This window comes from Pseudocitrobacter sp. RIT415 (assembly GCF_003057695.2).
Lineage (GTDB): Bacteria > Pseudomonadota > Gammaproteobacteria > Enterobacterales > Enterobacteriaceae > Pseudocitrobacter > Pseudocitrobacter faecalis.
Genome location: NZ_QBJC02000002.1, coordinates 118138 through 136444, shown reverse-complemented (window position 1 = coordinate 136444; position 18307 = coordinate 118138). Strand labels below are relative to the sequence as shown.

The 18307-nt window shown below is 53.5% G+C and carries 16 protein-coding genes; 5 read left to right on the top strand and 11 right to left on the bottom strand.

Features of this window, described 5'->3' with window-relative positions:
- The first annotated feature begins 117 nt into the window (after positions 1-117).
- Together DBY68_RS03125 and adhP are read left to right on the top strand one after the other, a co-directional pair.
- Positions 118-1830, top strand: a complete 1713-nt coding sequence (locus DBY68_RS03125) for an ABC-F family ATP-binding cassette domain-containing protein (RefSeq protein ID WP_108474281.1) — start codon at positions 118-120, stop codon at positions 1828-1830.
- Positions 1831-2042: 212 nt separating this feature from the next.
- Positions 2043-3053 (top strand): alcohol dehydrogenase AdhP, encoded by a 1011-nt coding sequence (gene adhP / locus DBY68_RS03120; RefSeq protein ID WP_108474282.1) that lies wholly within the window; start codon positions 2043-2045, stop codon positions 3051-3053.
- Positions 3054-3067: 14 nt separating this feature from the next.
- On the opposite strand, the gene araJ is transcribed toward adhP, so the two are convergent.
- Positions 3068-4243 carry an MFS transporter AraJ gene (gene araJ, locus DBY68_RS03115; RefSeq protein WP_108474283.1) on the bottom strand — a complete coding sequence of 392 codons (1176 nt, stop codon included), beginning with the start codon at positions 4241-4243 and terminating at the stop codon, positions 3068-3070.
- Positions 4244-4667: 424 nt separating this feature from the next.
- On the opposite strand from araJ, the gene DBY68_RS03105 reads away from it, so the two are divergent.
- Positions 4668-4991 carry a CcdB family protein gene (locus DBY68_RS03105; RefSeq protein ID WP_108474285.1) on the top strand — a complete coding sequence of 108 codons (324 nt, stop codon included), beginning with the start codon at positions 4668-4670 and terminating at the stop codon, positions 4989-4991.
- A gap of 54 nt (positions 4992-5045) precedes the next feature.
- Here DBY68_RS03105 and fdnI read toward each other — a convergent pair whose 3' ends face one another.
- Genes fdnI through fdnG form a run of 3 tightly spaced genes read right to left on the bottom strand, consistent with a single transcriptional unit; the run spans position 5046 to position 9637 of the window.
- A complete protein-coding gene (gene fdnI / locus DBY68_RS03100) occupies positions 5046-5699 on the bottom strand; it encodes a formate dehydrogenase-N subunit gamma (RefSeq protein WP_108474286.1) in 654 nt (217 codons plus the stop codon).
- Positions 5692-6579, bottom strand: a complete 888-nt coding sequence (gene fdxH / locus DBY68_RS03095; protein WP_108474287.1) for a formate dehydrogenase subunit beta — start codon at positions 6577-6579, stop codon at positions 5692-5694. Before fdxH ends, fdnI begins: the two co-directional genes overlap by 8 nt.
- 10 nt (positions 6580-6589) lie before the next feature.
- The gene (gene fdnG / locus DBY68_RS03090) at positions 6590-9637 is read right to left on the bottom strand and encodes a formate dehydrogenase-N subunit alpha (protein ID WP_108474288.1); all 3048 of its coding nucleotides are present in this window, start codon (positions 9635-9637) and stop codon (positions 6590-6592) included.
- 221 nt (positions 9638-9858) lie between these two features.
- On the opposite strand from fdnG, the gene yddG reads away from it, so the two are divergent.
- Positions 9859-10737 carry an aromatic amino acid DMT transporter YddG gene (gene yddG / locus DBY68_RS03080; RefSeq protein ID WP_108474289.1) on the top strand — a complete coding sequence of 293 codons (879 nt, stop codon included), beginning with the start codon at positions 9859-9861 and terminating at the stop codon, positions 10735-10737.
- On the opposite strand, the gene benD is transcribed toward yddG, so the two are convergent.
- The 7 genes from benD to DBY68_RS03045 form a co-directional block, all read right to left on the bottom strand.
- Positions 10734-11507 (bottom strand): benzoate diol dehydrogenase BenD, encoded by a 774-nt coding sequence (gene benD / locus DBY68_RS03075; protein ID WP_108474290.1) that lies wholly within the window; start codon positions 11505-11507, stop codon positions 10734-10736. The two genes, yddG and benD, sit on opposite strands and share 4 nt — an antisense overlap.
- Positions 11508-11516: 9 nt before the next feature.
- A complete protein-coding gene (gene benC, locus DBY68_RS03070) occupies positions 11517-12533 on the bottom strand; it encodes a benzoate 1,2-dioxygenase electron transfer component BenC (RefSeq protein WP_108474291.1) in 1017 nt (338 codons plus the stop codon).
- 9 nt (positions 12534-12542) lie between these two features.
- On the bottom strand, positions 12543-13028 hold the full coding sequence (benB, locus tag DBY68_RS03065; RefSeq protein WP_108474292.1) for a benzoate 1,2-dioxygenase small subunit: 486 nt from the start codon (positions 13026-13028) through the stop codon (positions 12543-12545).
- Complete coding sequence (locus tag DBY68_RS03060; RefSeq protein WP_108474293.1) at positions 13015-14409, bottom strand: Rieske 2Fe-2S domain-containing protein; 1395 nt, start codon at positions 14407-14409, stop codon at positions 13015-13017. The genes benB and DBY68_RS03060 overlap by 14 nt, the downstream gene beginning before the upstream one ends.
- Positions 14410-14469: 60 nt before the next feature.
- On the bottom strand, positions 14470-15399 hold the full coding sequence (gene catA / locus DBY68_RS03055; protein WP_108474294.1) for a catechol 1,2-dioxygenase: 930 nt from the start codon (positions 15397-15399) through the stop codon (positions 14470-14472).
- A gap of 72 nt (positions 15400-15471) precedes the next feature.
- Positions 15472-15762 (bottom strand): muconolactone Delta-isomerase, encoded by a 291-nt coding sequence (gene catC / locus DBY68_RS03050; RefSeq protein ID WP_108474295.1) that lies wholly within the window; start codon positions 15760-15762, stop codon positions 15472-15474.
- An 8-nt stretch (positions 15763-15770) separates the two neighbouring features.
- Positions 15771-16889 (bottom strand): muconate cycloisomerase family protein, encoded by a 1119-nt coding sequence (locus DBY68_RS03045; protein WP_108474296.1) that lies wholly within the window; start codon positions 16887-16889, stop codon positions 15771-15773.
- A 255-nt stretch (positions 16890-17144) separates the two neighbouring features.
- Between DBY68_RS03045 and DBY68_RS03040 the strand changes: the two genes are divergently transcribed.
- Positions 17145-17942 (top strand): IclR family transcriptional regulator C-terminal domain-containing protein, encoded by a 798-nt coding sequence (locus tag DBY68_RS03040; protein WP_108474297.1) that lies wholly within the window; start codon positions 17145-17147, stop codon positions 17940-17942.
- Positions 17943-18307 lie beyond the last annotated feature (365 nt).

Genomic DNA, 18307 nt, shown 5'->3' with positions numbered 1-18307 from the left:
GATAACGGAGGCTTGAGCGAAGACTCTCACCCCAATCCCTTCCCTCGGGCTTACCAGGTTATCGTCAGCGATGTTTGACGAGGCGTTTTTGCGCCTGTAATTCTTGAGTAAGCAACCATGAGTACATTACTGACTGCACAATCTTTACGTGTTGATACGGCGTTTGGCACGCTTTTCGACGGACTCTCCTTTACCCTCAAACAGGGCGATCGTATTGGCCTGCTGGGCGATAATGGCTGCGGCAAAAGCACACTGCTTAAAGTGCTGGATGGCACAACACAACCCGCCTCTGGCAACGTCGCAATCGCCAGGCGCTGCCTGGTAGCGCGTATTGAGCAACATCTTCCTGATGCACTTTATCCCCTGTCACTGCTGGATGCAGTCCTTGCTGAGCTCCCGGCCCACGATCGCGCTGCAGAACGCTGGCGTGGCGAAAGCTTACTGGCGGAGATGGGCTTTAGTGAACATGAAACCGCACTGACCAGCGCCTCGCTAAGCGGCGGGCAACATACGCGTCTGATGCTGGCGCGTGCGTTAATTCATCAACCCGATTTACTGCTACTGGATGAACCCAGTAACCATCTCGATCTTCCGACGCTGCTGTGGCTGGAACATTTCCTGTTGCACTGGACGGGGAGTTTCATCCTCGTGTCACATGACCGACAGTTGCTCGATACCGTCACCAATGGCAGCTGGATTTTACGTGATAAAACGCTGCATAGCTTTGCCCTTCCCTGTAGCCAGGCCCGGTTTGCCCTGGCAGCAAAAGACGAAAGCGACGCCCTGCGACATAGAGCAGAACAAAAGGAGATAGAACGGGTCACCGCAAGCGCTAAACGGCTGGCGACGTGGGGCCGGGTCTACGATAACGAGGGTCTGGCGCAAAAAGCGAAGCAGATGGAAAAACAGGTGGCCCGGCTAAAAGAAAACCAGACGGCCGTCACAGACGGCAACCCCTGGACGTTAACCTTACAGGGTGATGCGCTTGCGGCGAATCGCCTGCTGGAAATGGAGAATCTGTCGATTTGCCCAGATGCGGGATTACCACCGCTATTCCATATACCAACCGCGCGTCTGAAAAGCGGTGACAGGGTTGCGCTCGTCGGCCATAACGGCTGCGGTAAATCGTCTCTGCTGCGGATGATCTGGCAACAGGCTTTATCGGACGGTATTGACGATACGCTCAGGCTGCACCCGCGCGCAAAGCCAGGTTATTACGATCAGACACTGCAACAGTTGCCCGATAACGCCACGCTGTTTGACGCGCTTGAAACCTTTGCGCCGGATCCGGAAACACGCAAAAAAGCGTTACTACGGGCGGGTTTTCCGTGGCAGCGCCATGGGCAGCACGTGCATACCCTTAGCGGCGGCGAGCGTTCAAGACTGCTGTTCGTCGGGCTTACCCTGGCCCGTTACAACCTGTTAATGCTTGATGAACCGACGAACCATCTGGATATGGAGGGAAAAATTGCGCTGGCGGAAACACTACAGCATTTTGAAGGCGGCGTACTCCTGGTCAGTCATGACAGACAACTGATGACCGCCAGCTGTAATCGCTTCTGGCTGATCGATGATGGTTGCCTCAGCGAATGGCATGATGCCGATGAGATGTTTGCGCGAATCAGTGAAAAGAACAGCTCAGCGGTGGCTTTAAGCACGCCACCTGCCACACAGCAATCTCAGGCAGATGATGCCGACGCGCTGCTGGAACGTCTTATTGCGCTGGAATCGTGGTTAGCCGACGATCTCGCCCGGAAGGCAAAACATCAGAAACCACAGAGACAGCAGGCCTGGCGTCAGGAAATTGCGTTAATTCAATCTAAACTGTAACCACATGCCTGGCAGCCCCCTGCCAGGCCATCCTCTCCGGGTCAAATACTCATTAGGGGGATTAAAGGAATATTTTGTTATGATCATCCAATTCTTAATAAGAATTATTACATTAGATGTCTGAGCTATTGCATCTGAAGCAGAAAAACATTAATCCTAATGGAGTAATCATATGATTGCTCTGCAGATATTCATCATAAAAGGAGAAAAACATGAAGGCTGCTGTCGTTACAAAAGATCATCAGGTTGATGTCACCGAACGCACCCTGCGCCCGCTGAAACATGGTGAAGCGCTTCTTAAGATGGAATGCTGCGGCGTTTGTCATACGGATCTCCATGTAAAAAATGGCGATTTTGGCGACAAAACCGGTGTTATTCTGGGCCATGAAGGTATCGGAATTGTGAAAGAAGTCGGCCCGGGTGTGACGTCGCTGAAACCCGGCGACCGCGCGAGCGTTGCGTGGTTCTTCCAGGGATGTGGACACTGTGAATACTGTAACAGCGGCAACGAAACGCTGTGTCGTGAAGTGGTTAACGCCGGTTACACCGCAGATGGCGGTATGGCGGAAGAGTGCATCGTCACCGCCGATTACTCTGTCAAAGTGCCTGACGGCCTGGAATCCGCCGCGGCCAGCAGTATTACCTGTGCGGGCGTCACGACCTATAAAGCCGTAAAAATTTCCGGTATCAAACCGGGCCAGTGGATCGCAATCTATGGTCTGGGCGGTCTGGGTAACCTGGCGCTGCAATATGCGAAAAACGTCTTTAACGCCAAAGTCATCGCGCTTGACGTCAATGACGAACAGCTGAAACTGGCTGAAAGCATGGGCGCAGACTTAATCATTAACTCCCGCAGCCCGGATGCCGCAAAACTGGTGCAGGAAAAAACCGGTGGCGCGCATGCCGCCGTCGTTACCGCCGTTGCCAAAGCAGCGTTCAACTCTGCGGTTGACGCCGTTCGTGCCGGTGGCCGCGTGGTGGCTGTTGGCCTGCCGCCGGAAGCGATGAGTCTGGACATTCCACGCCTGGTGCTGGACGGTATTCAGGTGGTGGGTTCGCTTGTGGGTACACGTCAGGATCTGGCTGAAGCCTTCCAGTTTGCTGCGGAAGGTAAAGTGGTACCGAAGGTCACCTCTCGCCCGCTGAAAGATATCAACGCTATCTTTAAAGAGATGGAACAAGGCCAAATCCGTGGCCGTATGGTGATTGATTTCCGTAAGTAAGCTGAACGCTCCCTCTACGCAGAGGGAGCGATAACCCTCGGGTGACGACGATTTTTAATATAGCCATACGCCAATAAGGCCGACATCGCCGAAAACGAAAGTAACGCCGCGGGTATAGCCACATAGTTGTAGGCAAAGCCCAGCGTCAGCATCATGCCACCGCAATAAGCTCCCACAGCGCTACCAAGGTTAAAGGCCATTTGCCCACCCGCGGCACCCAACATCTCCCCGCCCTTCGCGTTTTGCAGCAGCAGAATCTGCAACGGCGCAGAAAGCGCAAACAACCCCGCACAGCAAATAAACGCCATCCCCAGTGCCGCACCTTTCACATCGGCAAACAGGAACAGCATCACCAACGAAAGCACAATAATCGCATCGGTGGTGGCCGCAATGCGCAGAGGACTATAGCGTGCAGAGAGTTTTCCGCTGATGATATTTCCCAATACCATTCCAAGCCCCATGAACATCATGATGAAGGTCATAAAGGTTTCGGTAAAACCAGTGACATACAGCATGTAGGGTTTGATATAACTAAACCAGGCGAAAACGCCCGCGTTGCCAAACAGGGTCGCCAGAAAGATCAACCATGGCTCAGGCGCTTTCAGGAAACGGAACTGCTCGCTGAGGCGAGCGTTGGATTTATCAAACAGATCGGGCACCCAAAAGAGAATCGAGGCGATAACAATGACATCAAACGCGGCAATCAGCAGAAACGTATAGCGCCAACTAAAGGCGTGACCGAGCCAGGTACCAACCGGAATGCCCAATAAATTCGCGACCGTCATACCAGAGACCATTCCGGCTACTGCCATCGTGACCTTTCCCGGCGGCGCGATTTTCGACAAAATGATCGCCCCAACACCAAAAAAAGCGCCATGCGGAAAACCGGAGACCAGCCTGCCGATGGCCAGCATGCTGTACGACGACGAAAAGGTAAAAATCGCGTTGCCCAGTACGCATAACGCGGCCAGAAACAACAGAATATGCTTGAGCGAAAAGCGACTGGAGAACAGCGCAATAATTGGTGCGCCAATCACCACGCCGAAGGCGTAGAACGAGATCATGTGCCCGGCAGAAGGAATCGAAATCTGCGTATCCCGCGCCAGATCCGTCAGCACGCCCATAATGCCGAACTCTGCCATTCCCAGGCCAAAAGTACCAAGCGCTAACGAAAAAACCGTTTTTTTCATACCACTACCACTTGTTAAATATTTGCGGCAGACATTATTGAACATTCATCCGGGGCAAACCAGCGCAAAATCCCCGCTGACGCGATTGTCCATATATTCAGTTTGAGAATTAATATACCGGTGTAAATGTAACGTGTTGCTATTTTGTGGAAGCGGATACGCAAATTAATAAACTCACAATGAAAGGCGCTTGCCTTTTAAAGGGAGGAAACGATAATCAGCGCATTAACGAAAAGGAGAGGCAAATGAAAATTTCAGCGACGAAAAAAAATGAACGTTCCTGTCTTACACCCCCAGGCAACCGACCTGTTCGTAGTATTACCACACGTCAACGGGAGCAGGAGAAGGAATTCATGAAAACTATGAATGACCTTATAGAAAAGTATGGCACGTTAACTGACGATGACTTTTTTAAGGTTATATAATGACTGAACAATTCGACGTTTACAGAAACCCATCGCCTTTAACCAATAAGCTTTGGCCTTATTATATGGTTGTGCAAAATGATTATTACGAAGACTTAGCGACAAGGGTCATTATGCCACTGGCAAAAAATTATCTATTGCCGAAATGGCATGATTCCGTCGTTCCGAAAGTGAACATTGAATTCGAAACGCTGGTGCTGTGCGCACCGATGCTGACCAGCATAAAAACGAAATCAATCGCCCCGGCTGACTACATCTGCAACCTGCGCGCCGCCCGTAACGACGTTATCCACGCCATCGACTCGCTTATCACCAACACCTGAATGCAAAAATCCCCCGCACCATGCAGCACGGGGGAGCGTATTCACGTCAGGCCCTTACAACCCTTCGTTAGTCTCTTTTTTCGCTTCCATACGTTCGACATCACGATACCAGCGAGGGTGATGTTTCTTCGCCCAACGGCGGCTCACCTTCCCTTCAATCATGCCCTTAATCGATCCTTTCACCCAGAACGCCATATACATATGGATTAGGATGGCATGAATCAAAATAATGGCTGAGGTCGCGTGCAACAGCAGGCTGTAGCGCACGACCTGAATCGGGAAATAGTGCGCAAAGTACGGACGCCAGATAATTATCCCGGTCACCAGCAACACAAAAATCATGCTCATGATGGTCCAGAACATCATCTTCTGCCCGGCGTTATATTTGCCAACGCGCGCGACTTTGTGCTCATTACCCTTCAGAACTTCAACAATCCCTTTCACCCAGGGAATATCTTCTTTGTCCGGAATGTTGTGATGCACAAAGCGGAAGAACATCAGCATCAGTAGCACGAAGATCAGAACACCGAAGAACGGGTGCAGAATACGCCCCATTTGCGGTGTACCGAACGTTTCGGTAAGCCACTGCAGCGTTGGGAAGAAGAATGAAATCCCCGACAACGCGACCAGGAAGAAGGCAATCACCACCGTCCAGTGACAGGCGCGGTCAATAAATTTGGTGCGCACAATCATTTTCGACTTACTCATGGCTGTCATCCTCTTCGTCGTCATCCACTTCTTTATTCGGGCCAATACCGATGTAGTGATAAATCAGCCCGGCGAAGGTAGCGATGAACCCGGCGGCGGAGAGCGGCTTCAGCGCCCCTTTCCACAGGTTGATGCTGGTATCGATGCTCGGATCTTTCGGTAGCTTATGATACAGCTCCGGCTGATCCGCATGATGTAGAACATACATCACGTGCGTCCCGCCCACGCCCTGCGGGTTATAGATGCCTGCATTGGCATAGCCGCGCGCTTTTAGCTTATCGACACGTTCCTGTGCCACATCCAGCATCTCTTTCTTGGTGCCGAAGTGAATCGCCCCGGTCGGACAGGTTTTCACACAAGCCGGCTCCTGGCCCACGCTGACGCGATCCACGCACAGGGTGCATTTGTATACCCGGTTATCCTCTTTATTGAGGCGCGGAATATTAAACGGACACCCGGCGATGCAGTAGCCGCAGCCAATGCAGTTATCCTGCTGGAAGTCGACGATCCCGTTCGCGTACTGGATGATTGCCCCGGCAGACGGGCACGCCTTCAGGCAGCCCGGATCTTCACAGTGCATGCAGCCATCTTTACGAATCAGCCACTCCAGTTTGCCGTTCTGTTCGGTCTCGCTAAAGCGCATTACCGTCCAGGATTTGGCGCTTAAATCCGCCGGATTATCGTACACGCCCACGCAGTGGCCCACATCATCGCGGATATCATTCCACTCTGAGCACGCCACCTGGCAGGCTTTGCAGCCCACGCAGGAGGAGACATCAATCAGCTTCGCCACTTCCTCTTTATAATCCCGCGCACGTGGCGCGGGTGTAATCGGGTTCGTGGCAGAGCGTTTGATAATATCCTGAGATTGCATATCCATCGTTCGCTCCTTAAGCCTTCTCGATGTTCACCAGAAACGCCTTATATTCCGGCGTTTGCGAGTTTGAATCGCCGACATTAGGCGTCAGGGTGTTAGCGATATAGCCTTTGCGGGCCACACCTTCGTAACCCCAGTGCAGCGGGATCCCGATCGTTTCCACCTGTTGCCCATGAACGTTCAGAGTTTGCAGACGACGCGTCACCACCGCAACGGCGCGAATAAAGCCACGCTTGCTGCTGACGGTCACACGATCGCCGTTGGCAATCCCCTTCGCTTTCGCCAGATTTTCGCTGATTTCAACAAACTGTTCCGGCTGGGCAATGGCGTTCAGGCGCGCATGTTTGGTCCAGGTGTGGAAATGCTCGGTCAGGCGATAAGTCGTCCCCACATAGGGGAATTTATCTTTTTTACCCATCCGCAACGCATCGTCTTCGTACAGTCGAACCACCGGGCTCGAAATCACGTTCGGGTGCAGCGGGTTGGTGCCCAGCGGCGTTTCCATTGGCTCGTAATGCTCCGGGAACGGGCCTTCCGCCAGCTTATCGATAGCGAATAGACGCCCCATCCCTTCCGGCTGCATGATAAACGGCCCGGTATCGCTACCTGGTGCTGCGGTGTTGAAGTCCGGAATATCGTTCCCGACCCATTTCGCGCCATTCCATTTAATCAGCATCCGTTTCGGATCCCACGGTTTACCCTGCGGATCGGCAGATGCGCGGTTGTACAGCACACGGCGGTTAAGCGGCCACGCCCAGGCCCAGCCGAGGGTGTTCCCCAGGCCTGACGGGTCAGCGTTATCGCGATTCGCCATCTGGTTACCCTGCTCCGTCCAGCTACCGGTGTAAATCCAGCAGGACGATGCCGTCGAACCATCGTCGCGCAGCAGCGCGAAGCTGTTGAGCAACTGGCCTTTTTTCGCCACCAGCACACCGTTTGCGTCATAGAGATCTTCCAGCGCATAGCCGTTGTTCTCTTTCGCCACTTCTTCCGATTCCGGACGATCCGGCTGCTTATAGTTCCAGCTCATTTTCAGCAGCGGTTCAGCGCCTTTCCCGCCTTCTGAGCGATACATCTCACGCAGGCGATGATAAATACCGGCCAGAATTTCGCCGTCATTCAGCGCTTCTCCCGGTGGCTCTGCGCCTTTCCAGTGCCATTGCAGCCAGCGGCCAGAGTTGGCAATAGAACCATCCTCTTCAGCAAAGCAGGTTGACGGCAGACGGAAGACTTCGGTCTGAATCGTTGACGGATCAACATCGTTTGATTCGCCGTGGTTCTGCCAGAACGTCGAGGTTTCGGTGACTAACGGATCGATAACCACCATGTATTTCAATTTGCTCAGCGCGCGGACGGTTTTGTTTTTGTCCGGGAAGCTGGCGACCGGGTTAAAGCCCTGGCAGATATAGCCATTCACTTTGCCGTGGTCCATCATGTTGAAATACTTGATAACGTCGTAGGCCTGATCCCATTTTGGCAACCAGTCGAAGCCCCAACCGTTTTCTTTTTGCGCCGCATCGCCGTAGAACGCTTTCATCAGGCTGACGTAGAACTTCGGATAGTTGCCCCAGTAGTTCACCTGATCTGCGCGCGTGGCTTTCGGCGTGTTCGCCGTCAGGTACGTTTGCAGGTCGGTCTGTTTATCCGACGGCAGCGTCAAATAACCCGGCAGACTCGTGGAGAGCAGCCCCAGATCCGTTAAGCCCTGAATGTTGGAGTGACCGCGCAACGCGTTCACGCCGCCGCCTGCCATCCCCATATTGCCGAGCAGCAACTGAATCATCGCCATGGTACGAATGTTCTGCGCACCGACGGTGTGCTGCGTCCAGCCCAGCGCATACAGGAACGTGGTCGTCCGATCGGCCGCACTGGTTGAAGCCAGAACTTCACACACTTTCAGGAAGTCCGCTTTCGGCGTGCCGCAGATGTTTTCCACCACATCCGGCGTATAGCGAGAAACGTGATGTTTAAGCAAATTCCATACGCAGCGAGGATGCGTTAACGTCTCATCGCGTTTGGCGTATCCGTTTTCATCGAACTGATAGTTCCACGACGTTTTATCATATTGGCGTTTGCTTTCGTCGTAGCCACTGAACAGGCCGTCTTCGAAGCCAAAATCATCCCGCACCAGCAGGCTGGCGTTGGTGTAGCTTTTAACGTATTCGGCGTTAATTTTGTTGTTTTCGATCAGATACAGCAGTACGCCAGACAGGAACGTAATGTCCGTACCGGAACGAATTGGCGCGTAGATATCCGCTACAGAAGCGGTACGCGTAAAGCGTGGATCGACGACGATAAGCGTCGCATCGTTATTGTTTTTGGCTTCCATCGCCCAGCGGAAACCCACCGGATGCGCTTCAGCGGCGTTGCCGCCCATCACCATCACAACGTTGGCGTTTTTGATATCAACCCAGTGGTTGGTCATCGCACCGCGACCAAATGTTGGAGCAAGACTTGCTACCGTTGGTCCGTGTCAGACGCGCGCCTGGTTGTCCACCGCCAGCATGCCGAGAGAACGCACAAACTTCTGCGTCAGCATACCGGTCTCATTACTTGCCGCTGATGCGCAGAGCATCCCGGTTGACAGCCAACGGTTTACGGCCACGCCCTGATCGTTTTTCTCGATAAAGTTGGCGTCGCGGTCCGCTTTCATCAGCTTCGCAATGCGTTCAAACGCTTCGTCCCAGCTGATGCGCTGCCATTTATTGGAGCCTGGCGCACGGTATTCCGGGTAACGCAGGCGGTTTTCACTGTGGATGTAATCCAGCAGGCCCGCCCCTTTCGGGCATAACGCCCCGCGGCTGACCGGATGATCCGGGTCGCCTTCAATGTGATAAATGGCTTCGCGGGTATTTTTCGCCCCATCGCCCAGGCTATACATTAATAGCCCACAACCCACAGAGCAGTAAGTACAGGTATTACGGACTTCTTTGGCTTTCAGCAGTTTGAAATTACGTGCCTGAGCCAGCGCCATTTTAGGCATAAAGCCCAGCGCCGCTGCCGTTGTACCCGCCATACCGCCCGCGCAGATTTTAAAAAATTTCCTGCGGCTGACGTCCATTGCTTTCCTCGTTATTGGAATGTAACGTAGGCAGGCAAATTAACAGCTATACCCCTGCGTTTTTTGCGTCAAATCAAACTCAAATAGATCTGCCCCCTTAATAGTCAGGGTCATTGATTTTCATTAACTCTTTGGGAGTACGTTCTTCGGAAATTATTGTCCGTCAACCTGTAAAAAGTGCTATAAACGAGGTTTGCTCAATTTAAGCATCTCATTTTGTCATGGATAAAAAGAAAGCAACGCTGATTGGCCTGCTAGCCATTCTGTTATGGAGTACGATGGTCGGGCTGATTCGCGGCGTCAGCGAAGGCCTTGGCCCGGTTGGCGGCGCGGCCATGATCTATACCCTGAGCGGTTTGCTGTTGATGTTTACCGTCGGCTTTCCCGATCTTCGTCAGTTTTCGCGCCATTATCTGCTGGCGGGCAGCGTGCTGTTTGTCAGCTATGAAATATGCCTGGCGCTGTCGCTTGGGTTTGCCGGTACGCGTCAACAGGCGATCGAAGTGGGGATGGTCAATTATTTGTGGCCAAGCCTGACGATTCTGTTCGCCATTATTTTTAACGGTCAGAAAAGTAACTTATTCATTATTCCCGGCCTGGGATTATCACTATTAGGTGTCAGTTGGGTGCTGGGCGGCGATCGTGGGCTAAATATTGATGAAATTATCAGCAACGTTATTTCCAGCCCGCTAAGCTATATTCTCGCCTTTACCGGGGCGTTCATCTGGGCGGCTTACTGCACGTTGACAGCGAAATACGCCAAAGGAAAAAATGGCATCACGCTCTTCATTCTGCTGACTGCCGCTACGCTGTGGTTAAAATTTTTGTTCAGCGCGCAGCCTGAAATGTCCTTCAGTCTGCCAGTGGTCATTAAGCTTGGCATGTGCGCCATCGCGCTGGGCTTTGGCTATGCCGCGTGGAACGTCGGGATCCTGCACGGTAACGTCAGCCTGCTGGCGACGGCCTCGTATCTGACGCCGGTGCTTTCCGCTGCGCTGGCGGCATTGTTACTGAGTGAATCGCTCTCATGGGCGTTCTGGCAAGGGGCCTGCATGGTCTGCGCAGGCTCCCTGCTCTGCTGGTATGCTACCCGGCGTTAACCGAGGTCGCCACCAGCAACGGGCAATACCACGCCGGTGATATAGCTGGCTTCATCGCTGGCGAGGAACAGAATGGCATGCGCCTGTTCATCCAGCGTGCCGTAACGGTGCAGTAAACTACTCTGCACCGTTTGATCCACCACCTGCTGATACCACACTTCCTCCTGCTCGCTCGGCTGCTCCGTATTACGCGGCGTCAGCCGCGCCGGGGCTTCCGTTCCGCCGGGCGCAACGGCATTAATACGAATGCCTGCCTCGCTATACTCCATCGCAATTGAGCGCGTCAGGGCGTTGACGCCACCTTTCGCAGCCGAATACGGCACGCGATTCACGCCGCCGGTCGCCACCGAAGAGATATTGACGATACTGCCTTTGCCCTGCGCCAGCATAGACGGCAGCACCGCGCGACAGCCCCACAGCGTCGGGAAAAGCGAGCGGCGTACTTCTGCTTCAATTTGCGCGGGTTGATACTCGGCAAACGGTCGTGCCCAAATGGTGCCGCCAACATTGTTAACCAGCACATCAATCCGGCCAAAGTGCGCAACGCCTGCGGCAAATACCTGTTCCGTGCTTTCCCACTGTTCAAGATCGGCTTCCAGCGCCAGCACACGGTGCCCGGCAGCAGACAATTCTGCCGCCAGTTCGTGAACATATTGCGAACGGTCGATAAGCAGCAGCGCCGCGCCCTGTTCTGCCGCCAGCTCCGCCGTACGGCGGCCAATACCCTGCGCCGCGCCGGTAATCGCCATCACTTTATGACTAAATCGCATGATTGCTCCTTATGCCGCCGCGCTCTGGCTGGCGATAAATTTCTCATACCAGAATCCTGCCGGATTAACGCCCAGCGCCTGCAACGTAGAGGTGACGGCGTTCACCATCGGCGGCGGCCCGCAGAGGTAAATATCAACATCGCCTTCGTTGAGCATCGTGCTGGTAAAGTGTTCCGTCACGTAGCCCTTCTGCGGGCAGGTGCTTTCACTATCAGCCACCACCGGCAGCCAGCTAAATCCCGGCAACTGCGCGGCGAAACTCTCCAGCAACTCGCCCAGCACCAGGTCGTTGTCGCCGTTTACGCCGTAAAGCAAGGTAATGTCGCGCGCACTTTTCTGCTGCGCCAGGGTATGCAGCATCGCCAGCATCGGCGCCAGCCCGGTGCCGCCCGCCAGCATCAGCAGCGGGCGCTCGCCGTCACGCAGATAAAAACTGCCCATCGGCCCGGTCAGGCTCAGTGGCGCCCCCGCCACCGCTTTATGGCTTAACCACTGGCTCATCAGGCCGCCCGGCACGTTACGAATCAGAAAACTGCCTTCGTTACGGCCCGGTAGTGAGCTAAAGGAATACGCACGCACCTGCGGCGTACCCGGCACCTGAATATTGATATACTGACCGGGCAGGAAATTGAGGTTCTCGGCGGTTTCCACCACCAGCTCAATGGCGCTATCAGACAGCGCCGTCACGCGTTTCACCGTAGCATTAAACGAGGAGATCCCCGTTTTACAGGCTGCCGCCGCGACGGGCACATCGAGCACGCAATCGCTGTCCGGGATCATCTGGCAGGTCAGCACCTGACGCGCCTGCGCTTCGTCTTCATCCAGCGCCTCTTCCAGATAATCCTCGCCCAGCGAATAGTTACCGCTTGGGCAGTGACACTTACAGGTGCCGCACACACCGTCGGAACAATCCATCGGCAGATTAACTTTCTGGCGATACGCAGCGTCGAGCACCTTCTCTCCGGCGTTGCATTGAATAAACCGGGTGACGCCGTCTTCAAAATTGAGCGCGATGGTATAGCTCATAAGCACCTCTTAAACATGGTAAACATCAATGACCTGGCGAATGTAGTCGTTGTTCAGACGGATCGTTTTACGCACGATTTGCGGCAGACCTTCCCCCTCAATCAGCGTGCAGAACGTGGTGCCAAAGTAGCAATCCGTCTGTTGATAACGGTGGCTGTAGGTCACCCAGTTGTAGCGCACCTCCACGCCCTGTTCACTCTGCCCGGTGATTTCGATATTACTGATCATATGAGTGGTGCGCGGCTCAGGCGTGCTGGCCCCCGAACGCTCCGTTTTAATGCGGTAAACCCTGTCTTCCAGCCCCTCGCGGTTCGGATAGTAAATCAGCGAAATTTCACGCTGCGGATCGGTGGTCAGCTTGTCATCATCGCCCCAGGCGGGCATCCAGTAGACCACTTTTGGGCTGTAGCATGCGATCCACTCATCCCACTGACGGTCGTCCAGCAGCCTGGCCTCGTGATACAAAAATTGTTTTACCTGATCACACGTCAGCATCGGCCACCTCCACACGCTGGGTAATTGACGCATCAAAACGCTGCTGTTCTTTCTCCAGCGCGGCCAGCATCACCGTCTGCCAGTGATGGTGATGGGCGATGTACAGCGCTTCATCTTCCGATTTCACACCGCTTAAAAGGGGGGTAAAACCGGCCTCAGTGGCATGCTCATCGGGGCCATCGACCCAGTGCAGCGCACCGCGACTGAGGTCGCTCCAGGCCAGATTTTCGCCCAGATAGCCACGCTGACAGGCGCTGAACTCTTCGAGGTCGTCCGGTGTGCCCATGCCGCTAACATTGAAGAAATCTTCGTACTGCCGAATACGCAGCGCACGCGCCTGATCCGGTTCGCCTTTCGGGCCGAAACACCAGATGGTGACTTCTGTTTTATCGACGGAGATGGGCCGAATCACGCGGATCTGCGTGGAGAACTGATCCATCAAATAGACGTTCGGATATATACACAGGTTGCGCGTCTCATTGACCATCTGCCCGGCGCGGTTGTCGCCGAATTCGGCTTTAAGACGATCGTAATGTGCATAGACTGGCCGCACCTCCGGGTTCAGCGCCCGCGTCCACAGCAGCATGTGGCCGTTTTCAAAGCCGTAACCCCCACCGACGCTTTTCGACCAACCGTTCGCATCCACCGCGTGCGTTCCTTCCGCTTCGTAGTTTCGGCGTGACATGGTAGAGGCATAGTTCCAGTGCACGACACTCACGTGATAACCGTCGGCGCCGTTTTCGGCACCCAGTTTCCAGTTACCTTCGTACACATAGCTGGAAGAGCCTTTCAGGACTTCCAGACCTTCCGGCGCCTGATCAACAATCAGATCGATTATTTTCAGCGTTTCGCCCAGGTAATCGGCCAGCGGCTGTACATCATCACTCAGGCTGCCAAACAGGAACCCGCGATACGACTCAAAACGCGGCAGTTTTTTCAGGTCGTGCGAACCTTCATGTTTGAACGTCTCCGGATAGCCGCCGGTACTCTCATCTTTTGCTTTCAGCAGCTTGCCGTTATTGCTGAAGGTCCAGCCGTGGAACGGACAGGTAAATGAGCTCTTATTACCTGTTTTACGGCGACACAGCATCGCACCACGGTGAGCGCAGCTGTTGATCATGGCGTGAAGTTCGTTTTTCTTGTCGCGGGTAATAATCACCGGCTGGCGACCCAGTGTTAAGGTGTAATAATCACCCGGTTCCGGGATCTGGCTTTCATGCGCCAGAAAAACCCAATTACCTTCAAAGATATGTTTCATTTCAAAATCGAACAAAGCCGGGTCGGTAAATATCGAACGATGGCAGCGATAAATATGATTTTCGCGATCGACAATCAGTGCATTGCTGATTTTATTTTTTAGCGATGTCAGCGTTTTTTGCATAACGGTTTCTCCCGTAATTGCAAGGATAAAATAGTGCAGGTGAACAGCAAGTTTTACATATTATTCTTTTGCACGTGAACGGGTAATTCGACCTTCTTCATCAGAGGATAATGCTTTGCAAAGGGTAAAATCAAAGCGAATTTCAGTATGCGGGCCTTCAAGATTACGCTCGCGAATTTTCTGTTCATCGTTAACTTTTACCGGATCGGCAATTAAGCCTTCGCGCGTGGCAAAAGCAAAATCATCCCATAAATATTCATCGCCATTAAAGTTAATCTGGCTGGTTAAATGTTTATGACCCGGTGCGGAAACAAAGAAATGAATATGGGCAGGACGGTTGCCGTGACGGCCTAACAGATCCAGCAGTTTTTGGGTTGGGCCATCCGGCGGGCAGCCATACCCGGAAGGCATAATGGTACGCACGCTGTAGCGCCCGTCAGCACCGGTTTGAATACGACGACGCAGGTTGTATTCGCTCTGGCTTTGGTCGAAGAAGGAGTAGTTACCCAGCGTATTGGCGTGCCAGATATCAACAATGGCATTCGCAACCGGTTGGCCTTTGGTGTCGGTGACCACGCCATGCAGCCACAGGGTTTCACCGGGATCCTTACCATCGTCCATTCGGTCGTACCCTTGCGCCAGCGGTGCATTAGCCACATACAGCGGGCCTTCAATGGTACGTGGCGTGCCGCCGGTTTCACGCTGCTGAGCAGCATCGATGGCATCCTGACGTAAATCGAGAAAATGCTCCAGACCCAGGCCTGCGGCTAATAATGCCGCTTCCTGACGACCGCCCAGCTCATGCAGATAATTAATGGCGTGCCAGAACTCTTCCTGGGTGACATTATAGTCATCAATCAAACTACAAATATTTTCCAACAACCGATGCGTTATCGCCTTAAAACGTTCATTGCCCTCGGGGGAATTTAAACCTGCGCTTTCGCGTAATAAATCCTGGACTTCGTTCTGTTGTACGAATGAGTTAGTCATATTGTTATCTCACTTTTTTGCTTGCAGGGTACAGAGAATGCCGGGGAACACCCCCGACATGAGGTTATTATTTTATTTGTCGTCGTCGCGAATGGATGAAGGATGGCGGCACAGCGCATCAACCTGAATATCCATAAACGGATACAGCGGTAAACCCATTAAAATTTGATGCAGTTCCTCAGCATCCTGTACATCGAAGATGCTGACATTGGAATATAATCCCGCTACGCGCCAGATATGTCGCCACTTCCCATCACGCTGTAATTGTTGCGAGTAGGCTTTTTCTTTTTTCTTAATTTCATCCGCCTGCGCTACCGGGAAATCAAGCGGAATATTAACGGTCATTTCAACTTTAAATAACATTTTCAGCCTCATCCTTTACGCGTATAGAAACGCACTTTATCTTCATCTAACTCAACGCCCAAACCTGGCGTTTGCGGTAGCGTGACGTGCCCATCAGCAAAGGTCAGCGGCACGCTGATGACGTCGTCTTTCAGCAGCAGCGGGCCAAACATTTCGCTCCCCCAGGCCAGCGGAAGCGTTGACCAGGCATGCAGTGAGGCAACCGTCCCGACGCTGCCTTCCAGCATCGTCCCGCCATACAGGCCAATCCCCGCCGCCTGGGCCACGTGCGCCAGCTTAAGAACACTTTGTGGCCCGCCCGCTTTGGCAATTTTCAATGCGTATGCACCGGTAAAACCCTGTTGCGCGAGCTGATAACCATCAAAATGCGTGGAGACCGCTTCATCGGCCAGAATCGCCGTCTTGATGGTCTGGCTCAAACGCACCAGCGCGGCGTTATCGCGTGCTGAAACCGGCTGTTCAATCAGGTCAACGCCCATCGCCGCCAGCTCGCGGCAGCCTTTTGCTCCGGTTGTCGCATCCCAGGCCTGGTTGACATCGACGCGAATACTGGCGCGATCGCCAAGGGCTTCGACGATCGCCGCCGTATGTTTCAGATCCGTTGTCAGTTCACGCGCACCGATTTTCAGCTTAAAGGCCTGATGACGGCGAGACGCGAGCAGATTTTCCCCTTCCGCGATATCTTTCGCCGTATCGCCGCTCGCCAGCGTCCACAACACCGGAATAGACGTTTGCAAAGCGCCGCCCAGTAGCGCCGACACCGGCACGCCCAGTGATTTACCCTGTGCATCCAGCAGCGCGGTCTCAATCGCCGATTTGGCGAAAGTGTTGCCCTTCACGCTCTTTTCGATTCGATACAGCAGCGCCTGTAAATTGTCCGCTGGCTGCCCCTGCAATAAAGGGGCAAGGTAGCCATCAATAGTGAGTTTGATCGCCTCCGGGCTTTCTACTCCGTAGCTCAGCCCACCAATGGTGGTCGCTTCGCCAATGCCGGTGATGCCGTCAGAGCGGGTAATGCGAATGATCACCAGCGTCTGGCAGCCCATGGTGGTCATCGATAATTTGTGCGGGCGGATAGTCGGCACATCCACCAGCCAGCTTTCAATATGTTCTATCGTGGCGCTCATCTCTCTTCCTTTTACTTCTTATTGTTTTGGTTTTATCTCCACAGGGTGGCGATAACCTTGCTTTTGACAATAGATTTTCATAACAGGGGTGGTCAACGACGATAATCGAAATGTTGTGCGATTATCGACACGTTTGTTATACGTAGGTTAATAATGTGATCTTCGTGGGATATTGGGGAGATTCCTGCCAGCCGTTGCACCCACAAGGTATAGTGACACAGTGAGCATCGTTACCCCTGAATGGAGCGGGTTAAAATGAGCAATGAAATCAACGACTCCCTCACGGCCAGGCAGGCTGAGCGGGATCCCAACTTTATGTTATCCCTGGCGCGTGGCCTGGAGGTGCTGAGTGCCTTTACCCCACAACGTCAGCGATTAACAATCTCACAACTTAGTCAGAAAACCCAGATCTCACGTGCGGCGGTTCGCCGCTGCTTGTACACCCTTGCGGCGCTGGGCATGGTGCATACGCCTGATGGGCGTACCTACGAGCTATTACCCCGCGTGCTGGCGGTGGGCCATGCCTATCTCGCTGGTACGCCCTTGGCGAAAGCCGCGCAACACTCTCTCGATACGCTCGGTCAGCAGCTCAATGAATCCTGCTCCGCCGCCACGCTGGATGGTGATAACGTGCTTTACATCGCGCGTACCGCCGTAAACAATTTGTTGAGTATCGATCTGGGGCGCGGCAGCCGGTTGCCTGCCTGGGCGACCTCTATGGGCCGCGTGCTGCTGAGCGCATTACCGGAAGAGCAATTAGAGGTGACACTGTCACGCGCTACGTTAATCCGCTATACGCCGCATACGCTGTGCGATAAAGAGTCATTGCGTGCAGAGATTGCCAAAGTGCGTATTCAGGGTTATGCCCTGGCAGACCGCCAGATAGAAGTTGGGCTGTGCTCATTGGCTGTGCCGCTGCTTTCACGCAGCGGGCAAATTGTCGCGGCAATGAACGTTGGCGTGCCCGCGTCCACGATGAGTGCCCAGGGGCTGAAAGAGAAAGCACTGGCACCATTAAGACGGGCGGCGATGGAGTTGTCGTTGCAGTTGTGAGAAGCACGGCCCCTCACCCCGGCCCTCTCCCTGAGGGAGAGGGAACAGATTGTGCAGATCCTTAATCCGGGCACTGGTTTTCTCCCTCTCCCTACGGGAGAGGGCCGGGGTGAGGGTGTCCCCCAATACTTTAGTTTCCCTGACGTTTCCAGAATCTCCCTGAAAACAGCGTATAAGCAACCCGGCATTAACTTATTTGTTACACTTGGTAACAATTGTTATCACCGATAATACCCATGTCCTTCTCGTGGCGGGCTTTTCTTATCTATCCTTCATTCGAGACTCCAATAATACCGATTATTTGACGGCATCCTGATTTGTGAAAATCAGCCGCCGTTATTGCTTGATTTTCATTAATTACTGGC